The sequence below is a fragment of the Polynucleobacter sp. AP-Feld-500C-C5 genome (genome assembly GCF_018882265.1).
In the GTDB taxonomy this organism is placed as follows: Bacteria; Pseudomonadota; Gammaproteobacteria; order Burkholderiales; family Burkholderiaceae; genus Polynucleobacter.
Window position 1 is genome coordinate 180,338 of record NZ_JACVOW010000019.1, and the last position, 21,441, is coordinate 201,778.

Annotated in this window: 23 protein-coding genes; 2 read left to right on the forward strand and 21 right to left on the reverse strand. The window is 46.9% G+C overall.

Translation table 11 applies throughout. The features are described from left to right. Positions 1-12: 12 nt before the first annotated feature. The 6 genes from soxA to ICN21_RS02700 form a co-directional block, all read right to left on the reverse strand. Positions 13-825: a sulfur oxidation c-type cytochrome SoxA gene (gene soxA / locus ICN21_RS02675; RefSeq protein WP_215294779.1), complete on the reverse strand. Its 813-nt coding sequence runs from the start codon at positions 823-825 to the stop codon at positions 13-15. Positions 826-869: 44 nt separating this feature from the next. Further along, on the reverse strand, positions 870-1,178 hold the full coding sequence (gene soxZ, locus ICN21_RS02680; protein ID WP_087909856.1) for a thiosulfate oxidation carrier complex protein SoxZ: 309 nt from the start codon (positions 1,176-1,178) through the stop codon (positions 870-872). A gap of 68 nt (positions 1,179-1,246) precedes the next feature. Further along, the gene (gene soxY / locus ICN21_RS02685; protein ID WP_215294781.1) at positions 1,247-1,699 is read right to left on the reverse strand and encodes a thiosulfate oxidation carrier protein SoxY; all 453 of its coding nucleotides are present in this window, start codon (positions 1,697-1,699) and stop codon (positions 1,247-1,249) included. 67 nt (positions 1,700-1,766) lie between these two features. Then, positions 1,767-2,855 (reverse strand): c-type cytochrome, encoded by a 1,089-nt coding sequence (locus tag ICN21_RS02690; protein ID WP_216176530.1) that lies wholly within the window; start codon positions 2,853-2,855, stop codon positions 1,767-1,769. Then, on the reverse strand, positions 2,839-4,194 hold the full coding sequence (gene soxC / locus ICN21_RS02695; RefSeq protein ID WP_370624044.1) for a sulfite dehydrogenase: 1,356 nt from the start codon (positions 4,192-4,194) through the stop codon (positions 2,839-2,841). Before soxC ends, ICN21_RS02690 begins: the two co-directional genes overlap by 17 nt. A gap of 62 nt (positions 4,195-4,256) precedes the next feature. Then, positions 4,257-4,592 (reverse strand): metalloregulator ArsR/SmtB family transcription factor, encoded by a 336-nt coding sequence (locus ICN21_RS02700; protein ID WP_215318057.1) that lies wholly within the window; start codon positions 4,590-4,592, stop codon positions 4,257-4,259. Between the two features lie 107 nt (positions 4,593-4,699). On the opposite strand from ICN21_RS02700, the gene modB reads away from it, so the two are divergent. Continuing rightward, positions 4,700-5,353, forward strand: coding sequence for a molybdate ABC transporter permease subunit (gene modB / locus ICN21_RS02705; RefSeq protein WP_216176534.1), 654 nt, complete (start codon positions 4,700-4,702; stop codon positions 5,351-5,353). After that, positions 5,353-6,459 (forward strand): ABC transporter ATP-binding protein, encoded by a 1,107-nt coding sequence (locus ICN21_RS02710; RefSeq protein ID WP_216176536.1) that lies wholly within the window; start codon positions 5,353-5,355, stop codon positions 6,457-6,459. Before modB ends, ICN21_RS02710 begins: the two co-directional genes overlap by 1 nt. A 6-nt stretch (positions 6,460-6,465) precedes the next feature. On the opposite strand, the gene ICN21_RS02715 is transcribed toward ICN21_RS02710, so the two are convergent. From ICN21_RS02715 to leuD, 15 genes are read right to left on the reverse strand one after another with little or no spacing between them, the layout of a single operon-like run. Continuing rightward, on the reverse strand, positions 6,466-7,089 hold the full coding sequence (locus tag ICN21_RS02715) for a bifunctional 2-polyprenyl-6-hydroxyphenol methylase/3-demethylubiquinol 3-O-methyltransferase UbiG (protein ID WP_216176538.1): 624 nt from the start codon (positions 7,087-7,089) through the stop codon (positions 6,466-6,468). Positions 7,090-7,103: 14 nt separating this feature from the next. After that, positions 7,104-8,312, reverse strand: coding sequence for an O-succinylhomoserine sulfhydrylase (locus ICN21_RS02720; RefSeq protein ID WP_215294795.1), 1,209 nt, complete (start codon positions 8,310-8,312; stop codon positions 7,104-7,106). 59 nt (positions 8,313-8,371) lie between these two features. Then, positions 8,372-9,910: an amidophosphoribosyltransferase gene (purF, locus tag ICN21_RS02725; RefSeq protein WP_215318072.1), complete on the reverse strand. Its 1,539-nt coding sequence runs from the start codon at positions 9,908-9,910 to the stop codon at positions 8,372-8,374. A 4-nt stretch (positions 9,911-9,914) separates the two neighbouring features. Beyond that, the gene (locus ICN21_RS02730) at positions 9,915-10,481 is read right to left on the reverse strand and encodes a CvpA family protein (protein ID WP_216176540.1); all 567 of its coding nucleotides are present in this window, start codon (positions 10,479-10,481) and stop codon (positions 9,915-9,917) included. After that, the gene (locus ICN21_RS02735; RefSeq protein WP_216176542.1) at positions 10,481-11,293 is read right to left on the reverse strand and encodes an SPOR domain-containing protein; all 813 of its coding nucleotides are present in this window, start codon (positions 11,291-11,293) and stop codon (positions 10,481-10,483) included. Before ICN21_RS02735 ends, ICN21_RS02730 begins: the two co-directional genes overlap by 1 nt. A 3-nt stretch (positions 11,294-11,296) precedes the next feature. Further along, complete coding sequence (folC, locus tag ICN21_RS02740; RefSeq protein WP_216176544.1) at positions 11,297-12,622, reverse strand: bifunctional tetrahydrofolate synthase/dihydrofolate synthase; 1,326 nt, start codon at positions 12,620-12,622, stop codon at positions 11,297-11,299. A gap of 4 nt (positions 12,623-12,626) precedes the next feature. After that, on the reverse strand, positions 12,627-13,514 hold the full coding sequence (gene accD / locus ICN21_RS02745) for an acetyl-CoA carboxylase, carboxyltransferase subunit beta (RefSeq protein ID WP_216176546.1): 888 nt from the start codon (positions 13,512-13,514) through the stop codon (positions 12,627-12,629). Further along, positions 13,514-14,317, reverse strand: coding sequence for a tryptophan synthase subunit alpha (gene trpA, locus ICN21_RS02750; RefSeq protein WP_215294805.1), 804 nt, complete (start codon positions 14,315-14,317; stop codon positions 13,514-13,516). The genes accD and trpA overlap by 1 nt, the downstream gene beginning before the upstream one ends. A 12-nt stretch (positions 14,318-14,329) precedes the next feature. Beyond that, positions 14,330-15,523, reverse strand: a complete 1,194-nt coding sequence (gene trpB, locus ICN21_RS02755; protein WP_071465577.1) for a tryptophan synthase subunit beta — start codon at positions 15,521-15,523, stop codon at positions 14,330-14,332. 30 nt (positions 15,524-15,553) lie between these two features. Next, positions 15,554-16,231, reverse strand: coding sequence for a phosphoribosylanthranilate isomerase (locus tag ICN21_RS02760; protein WP_216176548.1), 678 nt, complete (start codon positions 16,229-16,231; stop codon positions 15,554-15,556). A 26-nt stretch (positions 16,232-16,257) separates the two neighbouring features. Further along, on the reverse strand, positions 16,258-17,085 hold the full coding sequence (truA, locus tag ICN21_RS02765) for a tRNA pseudouridine(38-40) synthase TruA (RefSeq protein ID WP_216176550.1): 828 nt from the start codon (positions 17,083-17,085) through the stop codon (positions 16,258-16,260). 9 nt (positions 17,086-17,094) lie between these two features. Further along, complete coding sequence (locus tag ICN21_RS02770) at positions 17,095-18,474, reverse strand: FimV/HubP family polar landmark protein (protein ID WP_216176749.1); 1,380 nt, start codon at positions 18,472-18,474, stop codon at positions 17,095-17,097. Between the two features lie 8 nt (positions 18,475-18,482). Next, a complete protein-coding gene (gene asd, locus ICN21_RS02775) occupies positions 18,483-19,640 on the reverse strand; it encodes an aspartate-semialdehyde dehydrogenase (protein WP_216176552.1) in 1,158 nt (385 codons plus the stop codon). 32 nt (positions 19,641-19,672) lie between these two features. Beyond that, positions 19,673-20,746, reverse strand: a complete 1,074-nt coding sequence (gene leuB / locus ICN21_RS02780) for a 3-isopropylmalate dehydrogenase (protein ID WP_216176554.1) — start codon at positions 20,744-20,746, stop codon at positions 19,673-19,675. 22 nt (positions 20,747-20,768) lie between these two features. After that, on the reverse strand, positions 20,769-21,416 hold the full coding sequence (gene leuD / locus ICN21_RS02785; protein WP_215294819.1) for a 3-isopropylmalate dehydratase small subunit: 648 nt from the start codon (positions 21,414-21,416) through the stop codon (positions 20,769-20,771). Positions 21,417-21,441 lie beyond the last annotated feature (25 nt).

Below are 21,441 nucleotides of genomic sequence, written 5' to 3' on the forward strand. Positions count from 1 at the left end.
GTCTCTTATCCATTAACGCTTCAAACCAGGAGTTTCAACTGTTCCACCATTGGCATTCTTTGCCATATACATCGACAAAGCTACAGTCAAATCAGAGCCATAAATCGGGAATGGGAAACGCTGCTGACGATAGCAATCGTTCAAACGCTGTTGCATGGTCCAAAACTGTCCGCTTGAGACGCGATATGCTGGCCAATAGCCCCAACCCAAAGCAGCACCCTTTTGTGTAGTGATGTTGGGTAGGTCTTGCAAGCGAATCCGCTTACCATCCTCACCGTGACAAGACGCGCAGGAAAAATCCATGGGACCACCCTGGAAATAGAATGCACGCTTACCAAGCTCATACATTTCTTTTTCTTTAGGATGATTCGTGCTCACTTTAATCTTGTCACCCTTAGATAAAGTGACAACGTAAGCCACAATCGCCTCCATATCCTTCTTAGGTCCCTTTTGAAAGGGGGCATCAACTATTTCTTGCAGGTCACGACCCTGTAGCTTTTGCATACACGTCATCAAGCGTGACTCAAGATCTTGAACTTTATTAGTATCTTTGAAGTAGCGTGGCAGTTGTGCTGCTGCACCTTTCACAACTCCTGGCCCTAGACCTAAATCACACTTCTCAAGTGTGGCGTTTTTAGGACCGGCTGGTTTTTTCCATAACTCTTCACCCGCAGCTTCATACAGCTCGGAAGGATTTCCATCTGCAATCATCTCGCGATACTTTGCAATATCGTCTGTTGCATTTTGCGCATACGATGAAGATGAAATTGACAAGATTGTTGCCAATACTCCTGAGGCTAAGCCTAAGGTGAATTTACGCTGCATTTATTACCCTTTCAAAACTATAAAGGTGGCAAAGATGTTTGGCATTAAGAAGCAGTTGCTTCATCGGTGCGCTTGTCACCTTTGCTATCGACCCAACTCACCACAATCTTGTCGCCTTTGGCGCCTTTGTATTTGAAGTTCAAAAATGGATCCTTAGAAACTGCTGGACCAAATTGACCATTCAATACATCTTTACCATTTGCTTTGACATTAATTGTGCTGATGAACCATGCAGGAATCGTTTTACCGGCAGCATCTTTACGCTGACCAGATTCCATATCGTGCTTCATCAAAATTTTTACATCCACAATTCCACCGTTCTCAGCAGCTCTAACGCGCATTGGATCAGCCATGTTTTCCTCTTGTATCTAGTGATTCGTTAATAGTATTGATTGGGGTTTAGAGTAATTAAGCGCGGCAATTAACCGCCGCAACCACCTAATGTGACTTTCACTTCCTTAACGGCCATGCTCCACTTGCCATCCGCTTTTACCAAAGCATAAACATTGGAGGTTTGACCCATTTTGATACGAGTAGTTACAAACGGCTCAGTACCAGCAGGAATGAAGAATTGTGCAGCCAAGGAGCTTGGGTTTTTTTCAACCAAGATAGCCATTTGCTCTGCCTTGAGAGTAGTTGTAATGCCAACGGGAACTACTGCGCCATTTTCTGCAATATCAGGAGCATTCAAAGTGACGGCAGCAGATTTATCTGGGCTACCTGCGCCTAAGATTTTGAATACATCATCTAAGCTCTTGCCTTCAAAAGCGGCTTTATTCCACTCTTGCGCTTGGGCTACGCTGATAAGACCCGCAGAAGCCATCAAGCCAAAAACGGCTGAATATTTCAATAAACTGCGTCGCTGCTGATTCATAAAAACTCCTTAAATAATCTACTCTTAGTATCAAATATAGCGGTATTTCAAAAAACCCTCTGCAAAACTATTGTCCCGTAAGTACCCAGCGCACAAGTATTGCCCTATCTTCATTGGATAACTGTGGCTGTGGCGGCATCGGAATTGCTCCCCACACGCCTGAACCGCCATTTTTGACTTTAGCCATGAGCTTCTCCTGAGCCCCGTTCTGGTCTTTATATTTTGCTGCAATATCGGCAATCGATGGGCCTACTAACTTCGCATTTGACGCATGGCAAGCAGAGCAGTTTTCATTCTTAAATAATGCTGCTGGCCCTTTTATAGATGCAGCATGGGTATCAGCGGCATGGGCCAAGCCCTCACCCGCAGAACCGGGTAACTTGTCCATTGGCGGCTTGGTTGTGTCTGCACCTCGGTATGGACCATAGAGGCGATTTTGCTCTGCAATGTTGCCATGGGCATTTCTGGCAAAGTCAGGGAGCGTAGACCCGATTTGCACAAACTTGATGCAATTGCTCATACATGAAGAACCATTCACATCTGGCTTACCATTGACGCTCCAAAAGCCGTGATTTCGAGTCATGCCATTTCGGTTCGGCATCTTTTTCTGTACTTCAGCGATATTGGTATTACTCAAGACGAAATCATCCGGAACAATTTCACCCAAGCTCAAAATAAATGCAACAAGTGCATAGGTTTCATCCGGCGTTAAAGATCTAGGTGCATTCCAAGGCATGGCGCGATAGATGTAATCCCATAAAGTAGAAACGGTGGGAACTTTCATCAAGGTAGTACGCTGTGGTTGCTTACGATCCGACAAGGACGCAACCCTGCCAGTTTTGATGTCATCTACTGTCGTTCCGCCAGCGATTGGGGTGAAGATCTCATTAGATTCCCCGAAGACGCCATGACAGCTAGCACATTTAGATTCCCAAATTGCCTGCCCTTGTTCTACATAGCCAGATCCCTTCGGCAAACCCTTAAAGTCAGAACGAACATCAATATCCCATGCAATCACTTCTGCCGGTGTGGCATTACGGCCGATGCCTGAATACTGAGTAGCGCCTTGTGAACTTTGCGCATAGGCAAGCTGGGAAGAAAATACCGCAAGGGCTAATAGCGCTAGACGAGCAAATAATTTATCCAACTTGGACATTGCTCACCTCGCCATTGGAGTCTAATTTCCAGGACTGAATTGCATTGTTGTGATAAATCGAGCGATTACCACGTAAATCACGCAGTACTTTTATCGAAGGCTGAATATAGCCAGTATCATCCACCGCTCTGGATTGCAAGATTGCGGGGGATCCATCCCAAACCCAGTCGATATTGAAGCGGGTAATGGATTTTGTGAGGACTGGTGTTTCTAGGCGTGCGGTACGCCAGTTATTACCGCCATCAAATGACACATCAACGCGTTTAATTTTTCCTCGTCCGGACCAAGCCATACCGCTGACGTTGTAAAAACCTTTGTCGAGTAACTGCTGACCGCCAGATGGAGTGGTAATCACAGACTTGCATTCCTGAATTGAGGCATATTGGCGATGCATACCATTTGGCATCAATTCAATATAGTGAACCGCTTCATCTTTGGTATTCCAAGGCATGTCCCCTACTTCTAAACGGCGTAACCACTTCACCCAGCTAACGCCCTGCACACCCGGAACTACTAGACGCAATGGGAAGCCATTTTCTGGGCGCAACATTTCACCATTCATGCTCCAGGCTACGATCGTATCTTCCAAACAGCTCTCTAGATTAATCGTGCGAGTCATGCCAGATCCGTCACCTCCCTCAGCAAGCAGGAACTTTCCTTTTTTCAGATCTGCCCCACATTCCTCCAGCAATACCTTGAGTGGCACACCCGTAAATTCGCAACAAGAAAGCATGCCATGGGTGTACTGCACTGTTGGCACAGCGACGTTGCCCCACTCTAGGCCGGTATTAGCGCCGCACTCAATAAAGTGGTTACGGGAGACTGATGGCAGTCTCATTAAATCATTCATGGTGAACACGCGCGCATTTTTGACCATGCCATTCACCATCAAGCGATGGGTTTCTGGATTCAGGTTGTACCAACCCTGGTGATGACGCTCAAAGTGCAAACCATTGGGAGTAATGGTTCCAAACAAACCTTGCAGCGGAGTAAATGCTACTGAGGAAGCTGATACTCTCGTCAAACCAGGTGACTCACGTCGTATTAAATTAGCTTCATAGATTGAAGGTACACCGTAAGGCATGGTGGCGACATTTTTTCCCAAGGTGGTTTGCCACTCTTGCTTTTCCAAAATGGCAGGATCACCTTCGCCGACTGCAAAAGCCATTGGTGCGGTCAAGCCTGCTGCTGCCCCGCCGACAGCCGATAGAAAGCCTTTGCGTAAAAAGCCACGACGGGTTTCATCAATACCATTGGCATTGATATCAGCAATTAAGTCCTGAGAGACAAAGTGTTCTGGCGCTTTGACTAAACGAGCTCGATGGGCAGACTTCTCCACTGCAGAGATATCTTCAGGACGCAGTTCAATTTGCTTGTTTGATATAGCATCTTTTTCTATCATTAATGAATACCTTCAGCAATCTTGGCACACACTGATTGGCACATATCTACGGTTGCGTTATCTGCTATTGAGTAATAGACGGTTACGCCTTCTTTACGCCGGAGCAAAATGCCTGCTTTGTGTAATGCCAAAAGATGTCTTGAAACATTGGCCTGACTTGAACCGCACAATTCGATCACTTCAGAGACCGATTTTTCCCCGCTACAAACTGCATACATGATCCGCAGGCGAGAAGGCTCTGATAGCACGTTGAAATAAGCGGCTACCTTTAAAAATACCGCCTCCATTTGCTTTGGAGTTAGGTTCTTTGTCGCTTTTTGAGCTCTGGCTTTCATGCGGTCTATTAATATGAATATATGCGTATAAAAGCATATTTAACGCTTATATCCACCCTATTTATATAGTGAGATACCCTAAGAGCGTCTGACGATACAATCCAGCGATGGACATGGAAGCACTCATCCTCTCATTAAAGCTAGCTATTTGGACTTTGGTCCTCATTCTTCCTTTTGGAGTTTGGGTAGCACATCATCTGCAAAGTATGGGTAAGGCTAGGTCATGGATTGAGGCCGCTCTAGCTCTTCCTCTGGTTCTGCCACCAACTGTTTTAGGCTACTATCTTCTAGTTGGCCTGAGTGGCAAAAGTATCTTGGGTATTCCTCTGGTGTTTTCATTCACTGGAATTTTGATTGCCTCACTGATTGTTAACTTGCCTTTTGCCATTCAACCAATCCAGCGCGCGTTTGAGGCAATTAATCCAGAAATTCGGGAAGCAGCTCAAGTGAGCGGTCTCTCTCAGTGGCAAATCTTTCGCCTCATTGAATTACCTTTAGCTTGGCGCGGCATTACCAGTGCAGCTGTTCTGACTTTTGCCCATACCCTTGGTGAATTCGGTGTCATCCTGATGGTCGGTGGCGCCATTCCAGGAGAAACTAAAACTGTTTCGATTGCCATTTACGACAAAGTCCAAAGTTTTGATACCGTTGGCGCTGGCGCACTCTCATTCATCTTGCTAGCCACTTCGCTAATTGCCATTGCCATTTCATATGGCGTGTTTGGTCGTCACCCCTCGCGCACTAAAGAGTGGAGAAGCTGATGTTCAAAATTAAGCTCTCTCAGACCACGCCTAACCCTTTGCAACTCAGTCTCGAATGCGTCCCCGGAGAACTCCATGCCTTGGTCGGACCATCAGGTAGCGGCAAGACAACCGCCTTAAGAACTATTGCTGGCCTTAATAATGCTGAAACGGGAAAAATCGAATGTGGCGGCGAAATCTGGTTTGAAGCCAATGAAGTGAAGGGCATTACTACGTCACTCAGCCCTGCCCAACGCTCTTGCGGATTCTTATTCCAGCAGTACGCCCTCTTTCCACATTTATCTGCGCTCGAGAATGTCTGCATACCACTATATAACTCGGTGGCTGATGTTACGGAGCGTAAAGTACAAGCACAACGATGGCTGAACCGAATGGGTATTGGTGATTTAGCCATTCGCATGCCCAATCAACTCTCTGGCGGTCAGCAACAACGGGTGGCATTAGCAAGAGCCTTGGCAAGAACACCCAAGATCTTATTATTGGATGAACCTTTTTCTGCGGTAGATGCGCCAACACGCCAAGGTCTCTATAAAACCTTAGCTGAACTGCGCAAAGATTTAAATATTCCGATTCTGTTGGTGACTCATGATCTTCGCGAAGCCGATTTATTAGCAGATCGTATTACTGTCATCGACCAAGGTGTTGGACTGCAGACTGCTCCACCACAGGTTCTTTTTGAAAGACCTAGAAATTCTCGCGTTGCAGAGCTAGTAGGCATCAATAATAAGTTTGAAGGCGTATTTACTGAAGGCAAACTGACTTGGAGTGGATGTAATCAGATATTTAATGTGGTTGATAAGGGCAAGATCCCCCCGCACACTCCCGTTGCTTGGGTCATCCCTGCAGATGGCATCAGCCTTGATGCAACACCCAGTAAAATAGCAATTGAAGCCAAAGTGGAGCACATCAGTTCATTAGGTCAGATTGCCGTCATTCAACTACGCACACTCGCAGGTAATCATGTCATTACTTGGGAAGCATCTGCTGCTGAGGTAAAACGCTTATCTTTGGAGGCTGGCAATAAGTCTTATATTGAAATTGATGGAGGCAAGATTCACATCATGCCACTGCGCCCAATCAACGACCCAAGGCGCTTCAGTAATTAGTCATTACTAAATGGGCTTCTGAGCCACCAAACCGAGTATGGCAGACATACCTGTATGTCTTGGACCTTCTGATAATGCTTTTTCGTAAGAATGAAGCTCCAGGATATTAAAGTCTTGAGCTAAATCGCGAATCAGCTCTTCTGTATAGAGATGTTCTATCAATGACGGGCCACCCGTTTTATATTCCAACTGCTTGGGCGTGTAACCCTGCAGAATAAAGAGGCCACCTGGCTTCAGAGTCTCGTAAGTCTTTTGAAAGATCCGCTTACGCATTGCCGGATCAGCAAACTGAATAAAGATTCCGATGACAGCATCATAAGTATTAGCATGCCATATAAAGCTATCAGTATCGGAGAATACATATTCAACTTCTACCTGATTATCTTTAGCAAACTGTTTTGCTTTAGCTAGCGCAATATCCGATGCATCAAAGCCAACCACCTGCATACCTTGCTTTGCCAGCCAGACACCATTGCGACCCTCGCCATCAGCAATACAAAGCACCTTGTCACCAGTCTTGAGATACTGATTTGCCTTTTCAACAAGGTACTCATTCGGCTCTTTTCCAAAGATGAACTCTTCTTTATCAAAGCGCTCATTCCAGAACTGGGTTGCGTCAGCAAAGCTCATGAGAAGCGAATACCTTACTTCTTCAAGCCGCCAACAAGATCGCTTTTAAGATCGTTGATATTCTCAAGGCCTACTGCAATACGTACTAAGCCATCTGTAATTCCTGCAACTTTGCGAGCCTCTGGCGTTACACGGCAATGCGTTGTCGTCGCTGGATGAGTAATCGTGGTACGGGTATCGCCTAAGTTAGCTGTAATAGAGCAAAGCTTGGTTTGATTGATTAGGTTGAAAGCCGCTTTTTTTCCGCCCTTGAGAACAAAGGAGAGAATAGCCCCACCCGTTTTTTGTTGGCGCATTGCCAAAGCATGTTGCGGATGTGATTTAAGGCCTGGATGGTAGACGCGCTCCACACCAGGCTGTTTCTCGAGCCATTGCGCTAATGCAAGGGCATTCTCGCTCTGCTGCTTCATACGAAGCTCAAGTGTCTCCAGACCTTTGAGAAACACCCAAGCATTAAAAGCAGACAGTGTTGGTCCTGCGGTTCGAACGTATGGGAATACCTTACCCATAACAAAATCTTTGCTGCCCACAATCGCACCGCCAACCACTCTACCCTGACCATCTAAATACTTGGTTGCTGAATGAATCACGACATCAGCACCTAAAGCCAATGGCTTTTGGAGAGCTGGTGTGCAAAAACAGTTATCTACCGCAAATAAGGCTTTTGCTTTCTTGGCAATCTTAGAAATCGCTTTGATATCGGCAATCTCAGTCAAAGGATTTGATGGGGTCTCAAGATAAAACAGTTTGGTGTTTGGCTGGACAGCAGCTTGCCATGACTTGGTATCTGCCAAATCAACATATGTAGTGGTAATTCCAAAGCGACTGAGGATGTTAGTGAACAACTGAATCGTTGCACCAAAGACAGAACGTGAGCAAACTACATGATCGCCCGCTTGCAAATGCGCCATCGCCATCGTCAAAATGGCAGACATACCAGAAGCAGTTGCAATGCAAGCTTCACCACCTTCTAAAGCGGCCAAGCGATCTTGGAACATACTGACAGTTGGATTGGTAAAGCGTGAATAGATAAAACCTTGGTCCGCATGGGCAAAGCCATCAGCCGCTAACTCAGCACTATCAAAACAGAAACTGGAAGTCAGAAACATGGCCTCTGAATGCTCTTGATATTCAGCTGTGCGACGAGTACCAGCGCGGACCGCTAAGGTCTCGAGCGCTAGCTTAGAAAAATCAGGTTTTTTGCGGGTAGGTTTGCTCTTCATACTGCTATTTTGACACCGAATTGCAGAATTGCCTCGAGTGAGGCAATTCTTGTCGCTTTTTAGTCTTCGGTAGCCAAATGTAGGTGGAGCTGGGAGCGAGCAAAGTCGCTTGAATCACGCTGACGGTCTGCCTGTGCAGCAGAAGAATTACGCTGCGCTTCCAAGGCATCCAAATACGATTCATTAATGTCGCCAGTAATGTAATGCCCATCAAAACAAGAGGCTTCGAAATTATGGAGATTGGGATTGATATCCCTTACCGCCTGTTTCATATCTTCAACGCTTTGATAGATGAGTTGGTCGGCGCCAATCATCTTGTTAATTTCTTCATCAGTGCGACCATAGGCAACTAACTCGCTACGCGTTGGCATATCAATACCGTAGACGTTCGGGAAGCGCACTGGAGGTGCAGCAGAGGCAAAGATCACTTTCTTAGCGCCAGACTCGCGTGCCATTTGCACAATCTCAAATGAGGTAGTGCCACGGACAATAGAATCATCCACGATCAAGACAGTCTTATCTTTAAACTCAATCCGCATGGCATTGAGTTTCTGACGAACAGACTTTTTACGCACAGCCTGTCCCGGCATGATGAAAGTACGACCGATATAACGATTCTTAAAGAAGCCTTCGCGATAATCCACGCCTAATTTCTTAGCCACTTGCATTGCTGCAGGACGACTAGAATCCGGAATCGGCATAACTACATCAATTTCATCGACATTAGTCTCTTTGCGAATCTTCTCTGCCAAGTAATCACCCATGCGCATACGCACGTTATAGACCGTGACTCCATCGATGGTGGAGTCTGGACGAGCCATATAGACGTATTCAAAAATACAAGGCGTCAGAACAGCATTCGGCACACATTGACGCGCATAGAAGTTGCCGTCTAAATCAATATAGATGGCTTCACCAGGATTAACATCCCGCACAAAGGTAAATCCGAGACCTTCCAGTGCAACGGATTCAGAGGCTACCATCCATTCTGGACCTTGCGGTGTATCAATCCGCCCAATACAAAGAGGACGAATACCAAATGGATCGCGGAATGCTAGCAAGCCATAGCCAGCAATCAAAGAGACTACGGCGTATGAACCCTTAACGCGACTTGTTACGCCGGTGACAGCATTAAACATCGCGCCCTCATCCAAGGCAGCACTATTTGTTTCTTTTTGAAGTTCATCTGCTAAGACGTTTAGCAATACTTCGGTATCTGAGCTGGTGTTAATGTGGCGACGATCTCGATAAGCCATCTCTACACGTAAGCTTGGAGCATTGGTGAGGTTGCCGTTGTGAGCCAAAATAATGCCGTAAGGGGCACTGACATAAAACGGTTGCGCTTCTTCTTCGCTACTTGCTGAACCAGCGGTGGGATAACGTACTTGGCCAATACCAGCATTACCTACTAAGCTGCGCATATTGCGAGTTCTAAACACGTCTCGCACTAAGCCATTGGCTTTATGCATCGTGAACGAATTACCGTTCATCGTTGCAATGCCGGCAGCATCTTGTCCGCGATGCTGCAAGAGCAACAAAGCATCATAGAGAAGTTGGTTGACTGGGGAGTGGGAAACAGTTCCGACGACGCCGCACATATCTCTAATTTCCTATTGTTAATGTAGGAGTAATGGTTGGGGTGATCTTAGGCATTGTATTACTCAATTGCTTTGCCCAATCGGCTGGTAACCAACCTTTAATTAATCCAGTAGCCATATCAACGGTCGGCCTGGTAAGCGCGTTTTTCCATGCCACACTCTGTGGAATAGGAGTCAGGGCTGCCAAGGTGGCAAGTACCACCACAATCAAGCCACCGCGTAATAAACCAAACGCCAAGCCTAAAAAACGGTCCGTCAAACTTAAGCCTGCTGACAAAATAATCTTTTGCACTAAGCCGCCGAACAATCCACAGATAATCAAAGTCAATACAAACAGAATGAACCAACTCAAACCAAGGCTGAGCAATTCGTCTAGATGAAAGGTTGAAAGCCATTCAGTAGAAAGATAGTTACTGTAGTGATAAGCCACCCAAGCAGCGACGAACCAAGAAGCAAGCGCCAGAACTTCTTTAAATAATCCGCGTGAGATACCCACTAGGGCAGACACCAAAAGTACCACTAGGGTGAAATAATCCACCGATGTTAGCTTTAAGGTGGATAAGTATTCCATTACTGCTTACCAGTCTCAACAAGTCTTGGTGAAAGACCCATTGCCTTGGTTTTCTTTTCTGCTGCTTCTGCAGAATCTTTATCTGTGAATGGACCAGCTCGCAAAACATAAAGCTTAGTCCCATCACTACCTGTTTTATTAAACACGTAGTTTGGAATCTTTTGATCTTTCAGTTTAGCAACCCAGCCTTTAGTGCGATCTTCAGATGCAAATGCGCCAAGCTGAATGATGAACTTACCAGAGCCACTTGCAGTATTTGCACTGTTAGCATTACTGACACTGTCTTTGGTCGCATCATCCGTCTTTGCTTTAGCATTAGAAGCAGAAACCACCTCTTCTCCTGTTGCCAATCCAAGACCAGCAGCCTTGCTAGGAGCAGGCTTTGTTTCTGACTTAGGTTCTGTCCTTGCTTCAGACTTTATTTCGGGAGCAGGCGTGGATTCTTTAGCAGACTCCACTGGGGTGTCTACTTTTACTCTTTCTTCAGTTCTGGCTTCCGGCTTTGCTTCAATACCAGGGATTGGCAAACTCGTGACGATATTGACTGCAATATCGTTAGGCGCAGACTTTGGCCGACTATCGAGAATGCGAGGTAAACCAACAACGGCAATCAGAACCAATACTGCCGCGCCAATCAATCGATGGCGCGCTCTTTGTTGTTCTGGATCTTCGGTGAGGGCAAGCTCTTCAGCTTCAAGGGCTCGTTGGAAACTACGGGGAGCGGTCCGCTGAGCAGAACGACGCCTAGCTGAACCCAATTCAAGGTCATCAGCCTGAGTTTTTCGCTTAAAAAAGCTCGGTAAACGAATCATGGATCAATGCGCCTGGTTGTTTCGATAAGCCATTACGCCTGCAACAGTATAGAAGGATCCGAAGGTCACAATTCTATCACCCTCACCAGCCTGAGATAGCGCTTTTTGATACGCTGAAGCTGGATTTTCGAAGATTTCGATACCACCATCAGCCCCATTTTTTGGCTTTACTCCCAGAGCCTCAAGTTGCTGGGCTAAGGTTTTTGCCAACGCTGCCCGAGGGGTTGGCAAATCCGTACAAAACCAGAAATCCACGATGTCCAGCAACGGCTTTATCACGCCTTCGATATCTTTATCAGCCATAGCGCCAAAAATGGCATAGGTATAGGGGTGATAGCCCATTTTGTCTAAACCCTGAGCTAGAGTGGCGGCAGCATGGGGGTTATGAGCAACATCCAAGACCACCGTCGGTTGACCTGGTAGAACCTGAAAACGACCCGGTAACTCGACCATGGCAAAACCATTGCGAATATCCTGCGCGCTGACTGGCAAACGTTGATGCAAAGCCATTAAGGCAGCAATCACAGCAGAAGCATTCAGAATCTGATTAGCACCGCGCAGTGCTGGGTAACCAAGCCCACTAAAGCGTTTATTCCGGCCAGCCCAACCCCATTGCTGTTTATCACCCTGGAAGTTATAGTCCCGAACCTGCAACCAAAGATCACAACCCAACTTTTCTGCATAGTCAATTAAAGATTGTGGCGGCACGGGGTCACCGCAGACAGCAATGTGGCCAGAGCGAAAGATCCCGGCTTTTTCCAAAGCAATTGCCTCACGCGTATCACCCAAAAAATCCGCATGATCAATATCAATACTTGTCACGATGGCGCAATCTGCATCCACAATATTGACGGCATCTAAACGACCACCCATGCCCACCTCAAGTACCACGGCATCTAAATTTGCTTTAGCAAACAAATGCATGATCGCCAGAGTGGTGAACTCAAAATAGGTCAGCGTTGGTGCATCGACCAGACTCACACGGGCTTGTTCGACCGCTACAAAGTGTTCTAACAAAAGAGCATCTTTCACTTCTTCGCCGTTAAGGCGAGCCCGCTCATTAAAACTGAGTAAATGGGGTGAAGTGTGACAACCCACTCGATAGCCAGAAGCCAGCAGGATACTTTCTAGATAGGCACAGGTAGAACCTTTGCCGTTCGTACCGGCGACAGTAATAACTGGACAATCAAAGTGAAGGTCTAGTGCAGCCTTAACGCGATTAATACGCTCAAGACCCATATCGATACCAAGGGGATGAGCGGTTTCGAGGTGACTCAGCCAAGCCTCGAGGCTGGTGAAAAGAATTGGGGCTTGGTGTGCTGTGCTCAAGCGCTTAGACAGCTGCGCTACCCGCGATCGCAGGCTCAGGAAGTTTCTGCAAGAGTGCTAAGAGTCGCGCAATCTCACCACGCATTTGACGGCGATCCACAATCATGTCGATGCCCCCTTTTTGCATTAAGAACTCAGAGCGCTGGAAACCTTCTGGCAATTTTTCCCGAACGGTTTGCTCAATCACGCGCGGGCCAGCAAAACCAATCAAGGCTTTTGGCTCCGCCATTACCACATCACCCATAAAAGCAAAACTAGCGGAGATGCCACCCATGGTTGGGTCGGTCAATACACTGATATAAGGCAAACCTTTTTTAGACAACAAGGTCAACATCGAATTAGTCTTCGCCATCTGAAACAAGGACAGCAAGCTCTCTTGCATACGAGCGCCGCCAGTAGCGGTTACGCAAATGAAAGCACATTTTTTATTGATAGCTTCTTGCACACCGCGTGCAAAACGCTCACCTACCACGGAGCCCATAGAGCCACCCATGTATTGGAACTCAAAACAAGCTGCGACTACTGGAATGGCTTCAATTTTTCCACCCATCACAATCAGAGCTTCCGTTTCGCCAGAAGCGTCATTTGCTTCTTTAATCCGATCTGGATACTTTTTAGAATCTTTAAATTCTAGGGGATCAGTTGGATAGATATCAGCACCGATTTCGTAACGACCTTTTGGATCGAGTAAATTCTCCAGACGCTGACGTGCGCCGATGCGCATGTGATGACTACATTTTGGACAGACTGAAAGATTGGCTTCGATATCCGTGCTGTAGAGAACCGTTTCGCAACTAGGGCACTTTACCCACAATCCCTCTGGTACTGATTTGCGATTCGCAGGATCAGTATGTTGAATTTGGGGAGGGAGTAATTTATCTATCCAGCTCATTAGTTTTGACTATCCAATGCGTCTCGAATCTCACGAATGAAGGTTTCCAGTGATTGTACCGCCTGCCCTGGGGGCGCATCCTCCAAAAGACGAATAATCCGACTACCAATGACCACCGCATCAGCGCTAGCAGATACTGCCTTAGCGCTCGCAGCATCGCTAATTCCAAAGCCCACCGCAATGGGAATATCAGTCTCTTCGCGGATTTTAGGAATGATGCTAGCGACATCTTGGGTATTCAGATGTGAGGCCCCAGTTACTCCGCGCATAGATACATAGTAAATGTATCCAGAGGCGATCTTGGCAGCATCTTTAATACGTTCGTGTGATGAAGTTGGTGCCAATAGGAAAATGGGATCGATTCCCGCAACGCGCATACGTGCTGCAAAGTCAACGCACTCTTCTGGCGGGTAATCCACCACCAAGACACCATCCACACCCGCTGCTTTAGCTTCGGTTGCAAAACGCTCTGTTCCCATTTGCTCAACCGGATTGGCATAGCCCATGAGTACCACTGGAGTAGTCGCATCTTTTTTACGGAACTCTTTGACCATCTCTAAACAAGAATGCAAAGTGACGCCATGCGTTAATGCACGCTCAGATGATCTTTGAATGACAGGGCCATCAGCCATTGGATCAGAGAATGGCACACCCAATTCAATGACGCTGGAACCACCGCGCACTAATGCGTGCATGAGTTCTACCGTCATTCCAGGATCGGGATCACCAGCCGTAATAAACGGAATCAAGCCTTTTTTACCCGTTGCTTTTAACTCTTTAAAGAGTGCAGTAATTTTTGACATGCTATTTTTTAATTAACCTTCTGATCCTGTTGCTTGTGCAACGGTGTGCATGTCCTTGTCGCCACGGCCTGAGAGATTGACCAAGATGGTTTTATCTTTTGGCAAAGTCTTAGCAAGCTTGCAGGCATAAGCAATCGCATGGGAAGACTCTAGCGCAGGAATGATGCCCTCAATTTGGCAACAGTCATGGAAAGCCTTGAGTGCTTCTTCATCCGTAATAGCCACATAGTCAGCACGACCAGAATCTTTCAACCAAGCATGCTCAGGACCAACACCTGGATAGTCCATGCCAGCAGAAACAGAATGCGTTTCCGAGATCTGACCATTCTCATCCTGAAGCAAGTAAGTGCGATTACCGTGCAATACACCTGGCTTACCAACACACAGTGCTGCTGAATGTAAACCACTACCCAGACCATGGCCTGCAGCCTCTACACCAACCAATTTCACTTCTGGAAAATCAATATAGGGATAGAAAATACCCATAGCATTTGAGCCGCCGCCAACGCAAGCTAATACAAAGTCTGGTTGACGACCAGTCATCTCTGGCATTTGTACTTTGCACTCTTCACCAATCACGCTTTGGAAATCACGCACCATCATCGGATAAGGATGCGGACCTGCAACGGTACCGATGATGTAAAAAGTGTTATCTACATTGGTCACCCAATCGCGCATCGCTTCATTCAGTGCATCTTTTAAGGTTTTGGTTCCAGACTCAACGGGAACTACCTTGGCGCCTAGTAACTTCATCCGAAATACGTTTTGTGCTTGACGCGCTACATCTACAGAACCTTGATACACAGTACAGTCCAGACCAAAGCGCGCGCAAATCGTGGCAGTAGCAACACCGTGTTGCCCTGCTCCTGTCTCGGCGATGATGCGTGGCTTACCCATGCGCTTGGCGAGCATCGCTTGACCAATGACATTATTAATCTTATGGGCACCAGTGTGGTTTAAGTCTTCACGCTTGAGATAGATCTGTGCGCCGCCGAGCATTTCGCTCCAACGCTTCGCATGATAGACCGGTGAAGGCCTACCGACAAAGTGTTTCAGTTCGTAGTGGAACTCTTCAATGAACTCAGGATCATGTTGATATTTTGCATAGGCTTCTTTGAGCTCATCTAATGCATACATCAATGTCTCAGAAACAAACACACCACCATAAGGACCGAAGTGTCCTCGTGCATCTGGCTTGTCGTACATAGCTACCTCTTTTGATTTATCTACAGCAAATTATTGGGATGATGCTTTCGCATCTGCTGCGCGCACTGCTTTTACAAAATCAGCCATGAGCCCAGGATCTTTGACACCCCTGCTGCTTTCTACGCCACTAGAGACGTCAACTGCGCAAGGATGCAGGCGTGCAATTGCCTCGCCCACGTTGTGCGTGTTCAATCCACCACTCAAAACGACCCGAGGCGCGTTTTCGCTTACCCATGTTTGTGGAATTCCTTGCCAATCAAAAGGAACGCCTCCGCCACCATAACCCTCAACGAGAGCATCCAGCAGAAAAGCGTTTGCATCCCTATATTGTAGGGAAAAATCATCAAAAGCGAACTGGGCTCCTACACGCGCCGCCTTTATCCAATGCTGGCCTTGTGCCAACTGCACGCATCTTTGCGGGGTCTCATCCCCATGAAACTGCCATAAAGTGATTGCAGCCGTAGCGCGGATAGCGGCAAACTCCTCATCTGAAGCATTGACTACCAATCCAACCGCATCTACCCCCGCTGGGAGCCTAGAAATCAGTTGGGCGGCAATATTGGGGCTTACGGCTCGGACACTGGGAGGGTAAAAGACAAATCCAACGGCATCTACTCCAGCCAAAACGGCGGCATCAATATCCGCTGAGGTCTTTAAACCACAGATTTTGACCCGGGTTCGCCCCGGCGAGTATGTCAATAAGCCCATAGATCAATGATAAGGCTTTCGGGAGCCTATTTTCCGGTGACCCGATCTGGCAACCAAGAGTTTTTTAGCCAAGGGGCAGGAATATCAAATTCCGGTGGATAAGCAATTTTGCTTAAATATAGGCCATCCGGCATAAAGGTAGGCGCAGCAAGATGGCGGTCTTTTGCGGCCAACAATTGCGCCATCCATTCTGGCTTTTGCTTACCCCGCCCTATTTGCAAAAAACTACCGACCAGATTACGTACCATGTGATGCAAGAAGGCATTCCCACGAATCACAAAATACAACCAAGGTTCTGCAGAAATGATGTCAATCGCATACATCGTTTTGACTGGGGTCTTGCTTTGACACTCGGAAGATCTAAATGATGTGAAGTCATGTTCGCCAATGAGACATAGGGCTGCTTCTTTCATGGCATCTATATCGAACCATTGATTGGGTGGCAGCATCACATAACCTGCACGCGCATCGATCATAGGAGAACGGCAAGGGCCTGCATGCAATGCATAAATATAGGTTCGCTTATATGCTGAGAAGCGGGCACTAAACTCTTCGGGGACGACCTTAGCCCAGTTCACCACAATAGATCCGGGCAAAAAAGAATTCACCCCCCTCACCCAAGAAAAATCTTCACGCTCAACCTGAGCATCAAAATGAACTACCTGTCCGAGAGCATGAACTCCAGCATCTGTTCTACCGGCAGTAATGGTTTGTACCGGAAAGCCTTTGGCCTCTTCACCAATAAAAGCCGTAATTGCTTTTTCTAGTTCTGCTTGTACGGTATTTTGATTGTGCTGAACTTGCCATCCAGCATAAGGACTACCATCATATTGGAGACCGAGCGCTATACGCATCGCTCACACCTAAGTCTGACGATGTGAAAGCTCTGACAATAAGCCTTGCGCTTCAATCGTAATGGCTGGATCTACCGAGCTGCTAGAACGAATAATGTCCTCTAAAGACTTCTTCGCTGCCGAGAAATCTTCAATCGTGATGTAAGCGCGAGCCAGATTCAGTTTGACACGCAAGGTATCCGCCAAAGGATTATTGTCTGGCGCAACTTCGGGATGCGACTCTTTCGGTGGCTTAGAAAGATCAAGATCGATTCCTGAAAATAATGTCTTGGCACGCTCAGGCATTTCAAAATGGGGTGCAGGGGTAGGCTTCTGGGGGTCTAGATCTTTCTCCTCAAATGAAGCCGATTCTGAGCTACGGGCGTTACGCGCCAAAACCCAAAGTAAAAGTCCCGTGAATGCAATTAAGCCAATCGCCAAAGCGGCTGGCCCAAAACCACCCAAGCCATAATTATTTTCAGATGATTTTTTTCCTTTGGATTTTTCCAAGAGGCGCTGTAAGTCAGCAATATTCTTTTGCAGTTCTGCAACACGTGCTTTAGCTTGTTCTAGTTCTTTTTCTTGTGCGACTAGGTCTTCTGTATAACGACGCTCCTCAGCACTGCCTTCTGCACTGGAGCCAATTTTCAAGCGATCTTTTGCAGCATTCTCAGCAGCTTTATTTTTTCCACCCTTACTAGAACCATCTACACCTTTATCGCCTTTACCACCCTTCTCAGAGCGCCACTGCTCATTAGCATCAGCCACGAACTGATTGGCCTCAACAGGACTAATGGAGCGCAAGAGTGCTTGACTTGGTTTATTCAGCTCGGCTCCAGAAATTAATCTATTCACACTACCGCTGGCAAACGCATCAGGATTTGCTTTATATAAAGCCAGCATGGTCTGATCTAAGCTAGCACCCTCTAGGCGTGGCGCCATGATGGTGGCAATTTCAGAAAGACTTTGACCAGGTTTTACAGTCACCTTCTGCGTATCACCTAAGAGGAAGGTATATGTTTTAGTGAGACTTCCACTTGACCAATTCATCTTCACTAAGACATCTAGGAATGGATCATCAGTGATTGGTACGGGATTTACAGTTTCTACTAAAACCATCAACTGCTCTTGACGATTTCGATAAATCATTACCTGCGGATTCAAATCCAGAATTTTTTGCGAGATCCCCAGTTTTTCGAAGGCCGTCTTACCTGGAAGTTCAACAGTAAGGGATGGCAATGCATCCTTTTCGTCCACTCCACTTCTAATGGGAATTTCTACGCGTAAGGGCTCACCAGGTACTGACTGTAATTTAGGAACGCCCAAATGAATCGCACTGGCCGCACAGGACCAACTGAGCAAAGTAAAGCAAATTACTTTGAGCAATCTCGATTGGCCAAGACCTAGCATCAATGTAATTACCTCTCCAGTAAGATTCTGAGCATGCGGCGCAAGGGCTCAGCTGCTCCCCATAATAGCTGATCGCCGACGGTAAATGCACCTAAATACTCTGGACCCATCGCCAATTTATGCAAACGTCCGATAGGTACTGTTAAGGTACCGCTAACGGCTGCTGGCGATAAATCACGCTCAGTTATTTCACGATCATTAGGCACGACTTTTACCCACTGACTATCGTTTGCCAAGATCGTTTCAATCTCCTGGAGGGGAACATCTTTCTTCAACTTCACTGTCAAGCCCTGGGAATGGCAGCGCATCGCTCCAACCCGCACACATATCCCATCAACTGGAATGCTGCCAGGAGTCCGGAATGCAGGGCGACCTAAGATCTTATTGAACTCAGCGCCACCCTTCCACTCTTCTTTGGTTTGCCCATGCTCGAGAGGTACGTCGATCCACGGAATCAAACTTCCAGCTAAAGCAGTATTACGAAAATTCTGTTTCGGAAAATCGGGTGAACGTAAGGTTTCAGTCACCTTACGATCAATATCCAAAATCCAGGAAGATGGGTCTGCCAATTCTGCAGCCACGCTGTCACGCAAAGCGCCCATTTGTAATAGTAGCTCGCGCATGTTTTGAGCGCCTGCACCAGAAGCTGCTTGATAAGTCATGGCACTAATCCACTCAACCATGTCAGCCTTCACTAAACCACCCATAGCCATCATCATTAAACTGACTGTGCAGTTGCTACCGATCCAATTTTTTCCACCCGCAGCTAATGCCTTATCAATCACGGGACGATTGACTGGATCGAGAATCAATACAGCATCATCTTTCATGCGCAATGCGCTAGCAGCATCAATCCAATGACCATTCCAACCAGCCGCACGCAGCTTGGGGAAGATCTCATTGGTGTAATCACCACCCTGGCAAGTCAGAATGATGTCGCAACGGGACAATGCCTTGATGTCATTGGCATCTTGCAAAGTACTTTCACTCTTGGTGACTTTTTTACCATTGAGCAAGGGAACTTCGCCGCCTACTTGGCTCGTGCTAAAGAAAACCGGCTCGATCAAATCAAAATCTTTCTCGGCGAGCATGCGCTCCATGAGAACACTGCCAACCATTCCTCGCCAGCCAACTAAACCTACCAACGGTGTTTTTGTATTTGCCATGATTTAACTACCTAGTGAAAATATTGACTTATTTATCCAGCGAGTGCCGCAACTACTGCATCACCCATTTGTACAGTAGATACCTTTTGAGTGCCTTCTGTATAAATATCAGAAGTACGTAAGCCTTGTGCCAACACTTTTTGTACTGCTTTTTCAATCCGGTCAGCTTCTGCAGGCATACCCAAGGAATAACGCAACATCATGGCTGCAGACAAAATCGTTGCCAGAGGATTAGCAATCCCTTGACCAGCAATATCAGGCGCAGAGCCGTGGCTTGGCTCATACAAGCCTTTGTTGTTCTTATCCAATGACGCAGAAGGCAACATGCCAATCGAGCCTGTGAGCATCGCTGCTTCGTCCGACAGAATGTCACCGAACAGATTGCCGGTCACGACTACATCAAATGCTTTAGGCGCCTTCACCAATTGCATTGCTGCATTATCGACATACATGTGGGATAACTCAACATCAGGATAGTCTTTAGAAACCCGAATCATGACTTCACGCCACAACTGCGAAGTCTCTAATACGTTCGCTTTATCCACGCTGCACACTTTTTTACCGCGCTTGCGTGCCGCTTCAAATGCAACGCGACCAATCCGCTCTACTTCTGGCTCGCTGTAATGCATGGTGTCATAACCTTCACGAGCACCTTTAAATAATGGCAACTCTGAGCTACGAATACCGCGTGGTTGACCAAAGTAAATATCGCCATTGAGTTCACGCACAATCAAAATATCCAAGCCACCAATAATTTCTGGTTTGAGGCTGGATGCTGCTGTGAGTTCTGGATAGCAAATCGCTGGCCTAAAGTTAGCAAACAATTCTAAGTGTTTACGTAATCCTAAGATGGCCTGCTCTGGGCGAAGTTCACGAGCAAGCGTGTCGTATTTCCAATCACCGACTGCGCCAAACAAAATAGCGTCAGCTTTTTTTGCCAACTCTAAAGTCGCTGGCGGCAAAGGATGTCCAGCCTGGTCATAGGCAGCGCCACCCACAGGAGCTTCCTCTAGATCAAACTTTGGGCCTAACGCTTGAAGAACGCGAACGGCTTGAGCAACAATTTCCGGGCCGATCCCATCGCCCGGGAGAACTGCAATTTTCATGAAAGGCCTTTAAATCAACGAATTACGGCAATTGTGTCGCAAGCCAAGGCATCTTGAGGATGCGCTCAGCTTCATAAGCCTTGATTTTATCTGCATGACGCAGAGTTAAGCCAATATCGTCCAAACCGTTGAGGAGGCAATACTTCCTAAAGGGGGCTACCTCAAAGCTATAGGCGCTGCCGTCAGGGGCGATAACCTGTTGAGCGTCTAGGTCAATTGTCAGTTGATAACCACTAAAAGCCATCGTCTCGTTAAAGAGGTGATCTACCTGCATTTCGGTCAAAACGATGGGTAAAACACCATTTTTGAAGCAGTTGTTATAGAAAATATCGGCAAAGCTAGGGGCAATCACGGCCCTGAAGCCAAATTGGTCTAAAGCCCATGGCGCATGTTCACGTGAACTACCGCAACCAAAGTTCTTGCGAGCCAAGAGAATACCGGCGCCTTTGTAGCGCGGCTGATTGAGCACAAAGTCAGGATTAATTGGACGAGTACTGCAATCTTGACCAGGTTCGCCATGGTCTAAATAACGCCATTCATCGAATAGGTTCTGACCAAAGCCCGTTTTCTTGATGGACTTTAAAAACTGCTTCGGAATGATGGCATCGGTATCCACGTTCTCACGATTCAGTGGAGCAACTAAACCTTTGTATACCGTAAATTTTTCCATGACTCTGACTCTATCTATATTTTTT

Coding starts and splice junctions, on each gene's coding strand:
- soxA (WP_215294779.1), bottom strand. CDS start 825: ATGCAGCGTAAATTCACCTTAGGCTTAGCCTCAGGAGTATTGGCAACA.
- soxZ (WP_087909856.1), bottom strand. CDS start 1,178: ATGGCTGATCCAATGCGCGTTAGAGCTGCTGAGAACGGTGGAATTGTG.
- soxY (WP_215294781.1), bottom strand. CDS start 1,699: ATGAATCAGCAGCGACGCAGTTTATTGAAATATTCAGCCGTTTTTGGC.
- ICN21_RS02690 (WP_216176530.1), bottom strand. CDS start 2,855: ATGTCCAAGTTGGATAAATTATTTGCTCGTCTAGCGCTATTAGCCCTT.
- ICN21_RS02700 (WP_215318057.1), bottom strand. CDS start 4,592: ATGAAAGCCAGAGCTCAAAAAGCGACAAAGAACCTAACTCCAAAGCAA.
- modB (WP_216176534.1), top strand. CDS start 4,700: ATGGACATGGAAGCACTCATCCTCTCATTAAAGCTAGCTATTTGGACT.
- ICN21_RS02710 (WP_216176536.1), top strand. CDS start 5,353: ATGTTCAAAATTAAGCTCTCTCAGACCACGCCTAACCCTTTGCAACTC.
- ICN21_RS02715 (WP_216176538.1), bottom strand. CDS start 7,089: ATGAGCTTTGCTGACGCAACCCAGTTCTGGAATGAGCGCTTTGATAAA.
- ICN21_RS02720 (WP_215294795.1), bottom strand. CDS start 8,312: ATGAAGAGCAAACCTACCCGCAAAAAACCTGATTTTTCTAAGCTAGCG.
- purF (WP_215318072.1), bottom strand. CDS start 9,910: ATGTGCGGCGTCGTCGGAACTGTTTCCCACTCCCCAGTCAACCAACTT.
- ICN21_RS02730 (WP_216176540.1), bottom strand. CDS start 10,481: ATGGAATACTTATCCACCTTAAAGCTAACATCGGTGGATTATTTCACC.
- ICN21_RS02735 (WP_216176542.1), bottom strand. CDS start 11,293: ATGATTCGTTTACCGAGCTTTTTTAAGCGAAAAACTCAGGCTGATGAC.
- accD (WP_216176546.1), bottom strand. CDS start 13,514: ATGAGCTGGATAGATAAATTACTCCCTCCCCAAATTCAACATACTGAT.
- trpA (WP_215294805.1), bottom strand. CDS start 14,317: ATGTCAAAAATTACTGCACTCTTTAAAGAGTTAAAAGCAACGGGTAAA.
- trpB (WP_071465577.1), bottom strand. CDS start 15,523: ATGTACGACAAGCCAGATGCACGAGGACACTTCGGTCCTTATGGTGGT.
- ICN21_RS02760 (WP_216176548.1), bottom strand. CDS start 16,231: ATGGGCTTATTGACATACTCGCCGGGGCGAACCCGGGTCAAAATCTGT.
- truA (WP_216176550.1), bottom strand. CDS start 17,085: ATGCGTATAGCGCTCGGTCTCCAATATGATGGTAGTCCTTATGCTGGA.
- ICN21_RS02770 (WP_216176749.1), bottom strand. CDS start 18,474: ATGCTAGGTCTTGGCCAATCGAGATTGCTCAAAGTAATTTGCTTTACT.
- asd (WP_216176552.1), bottom strand. CDS start 19,640: ATGGCAAATACAAAAACACCGTTGGTAGGTTTAGTTGGCTGGCGAGGA.
- leuB (WP_216176554.1), bottom strand. CDS start 20,746: ATGAAAATTGCAGTTCTCCCGGGCGATGGGATCGGCCCGGAAATTGTT.
- leuD (WP_215294819.1), bottom strand. CDS start 21,416: ATGGAAAAATTTACGGTATACAAAGGTTTAGTTGCTCCACTGAATCGT.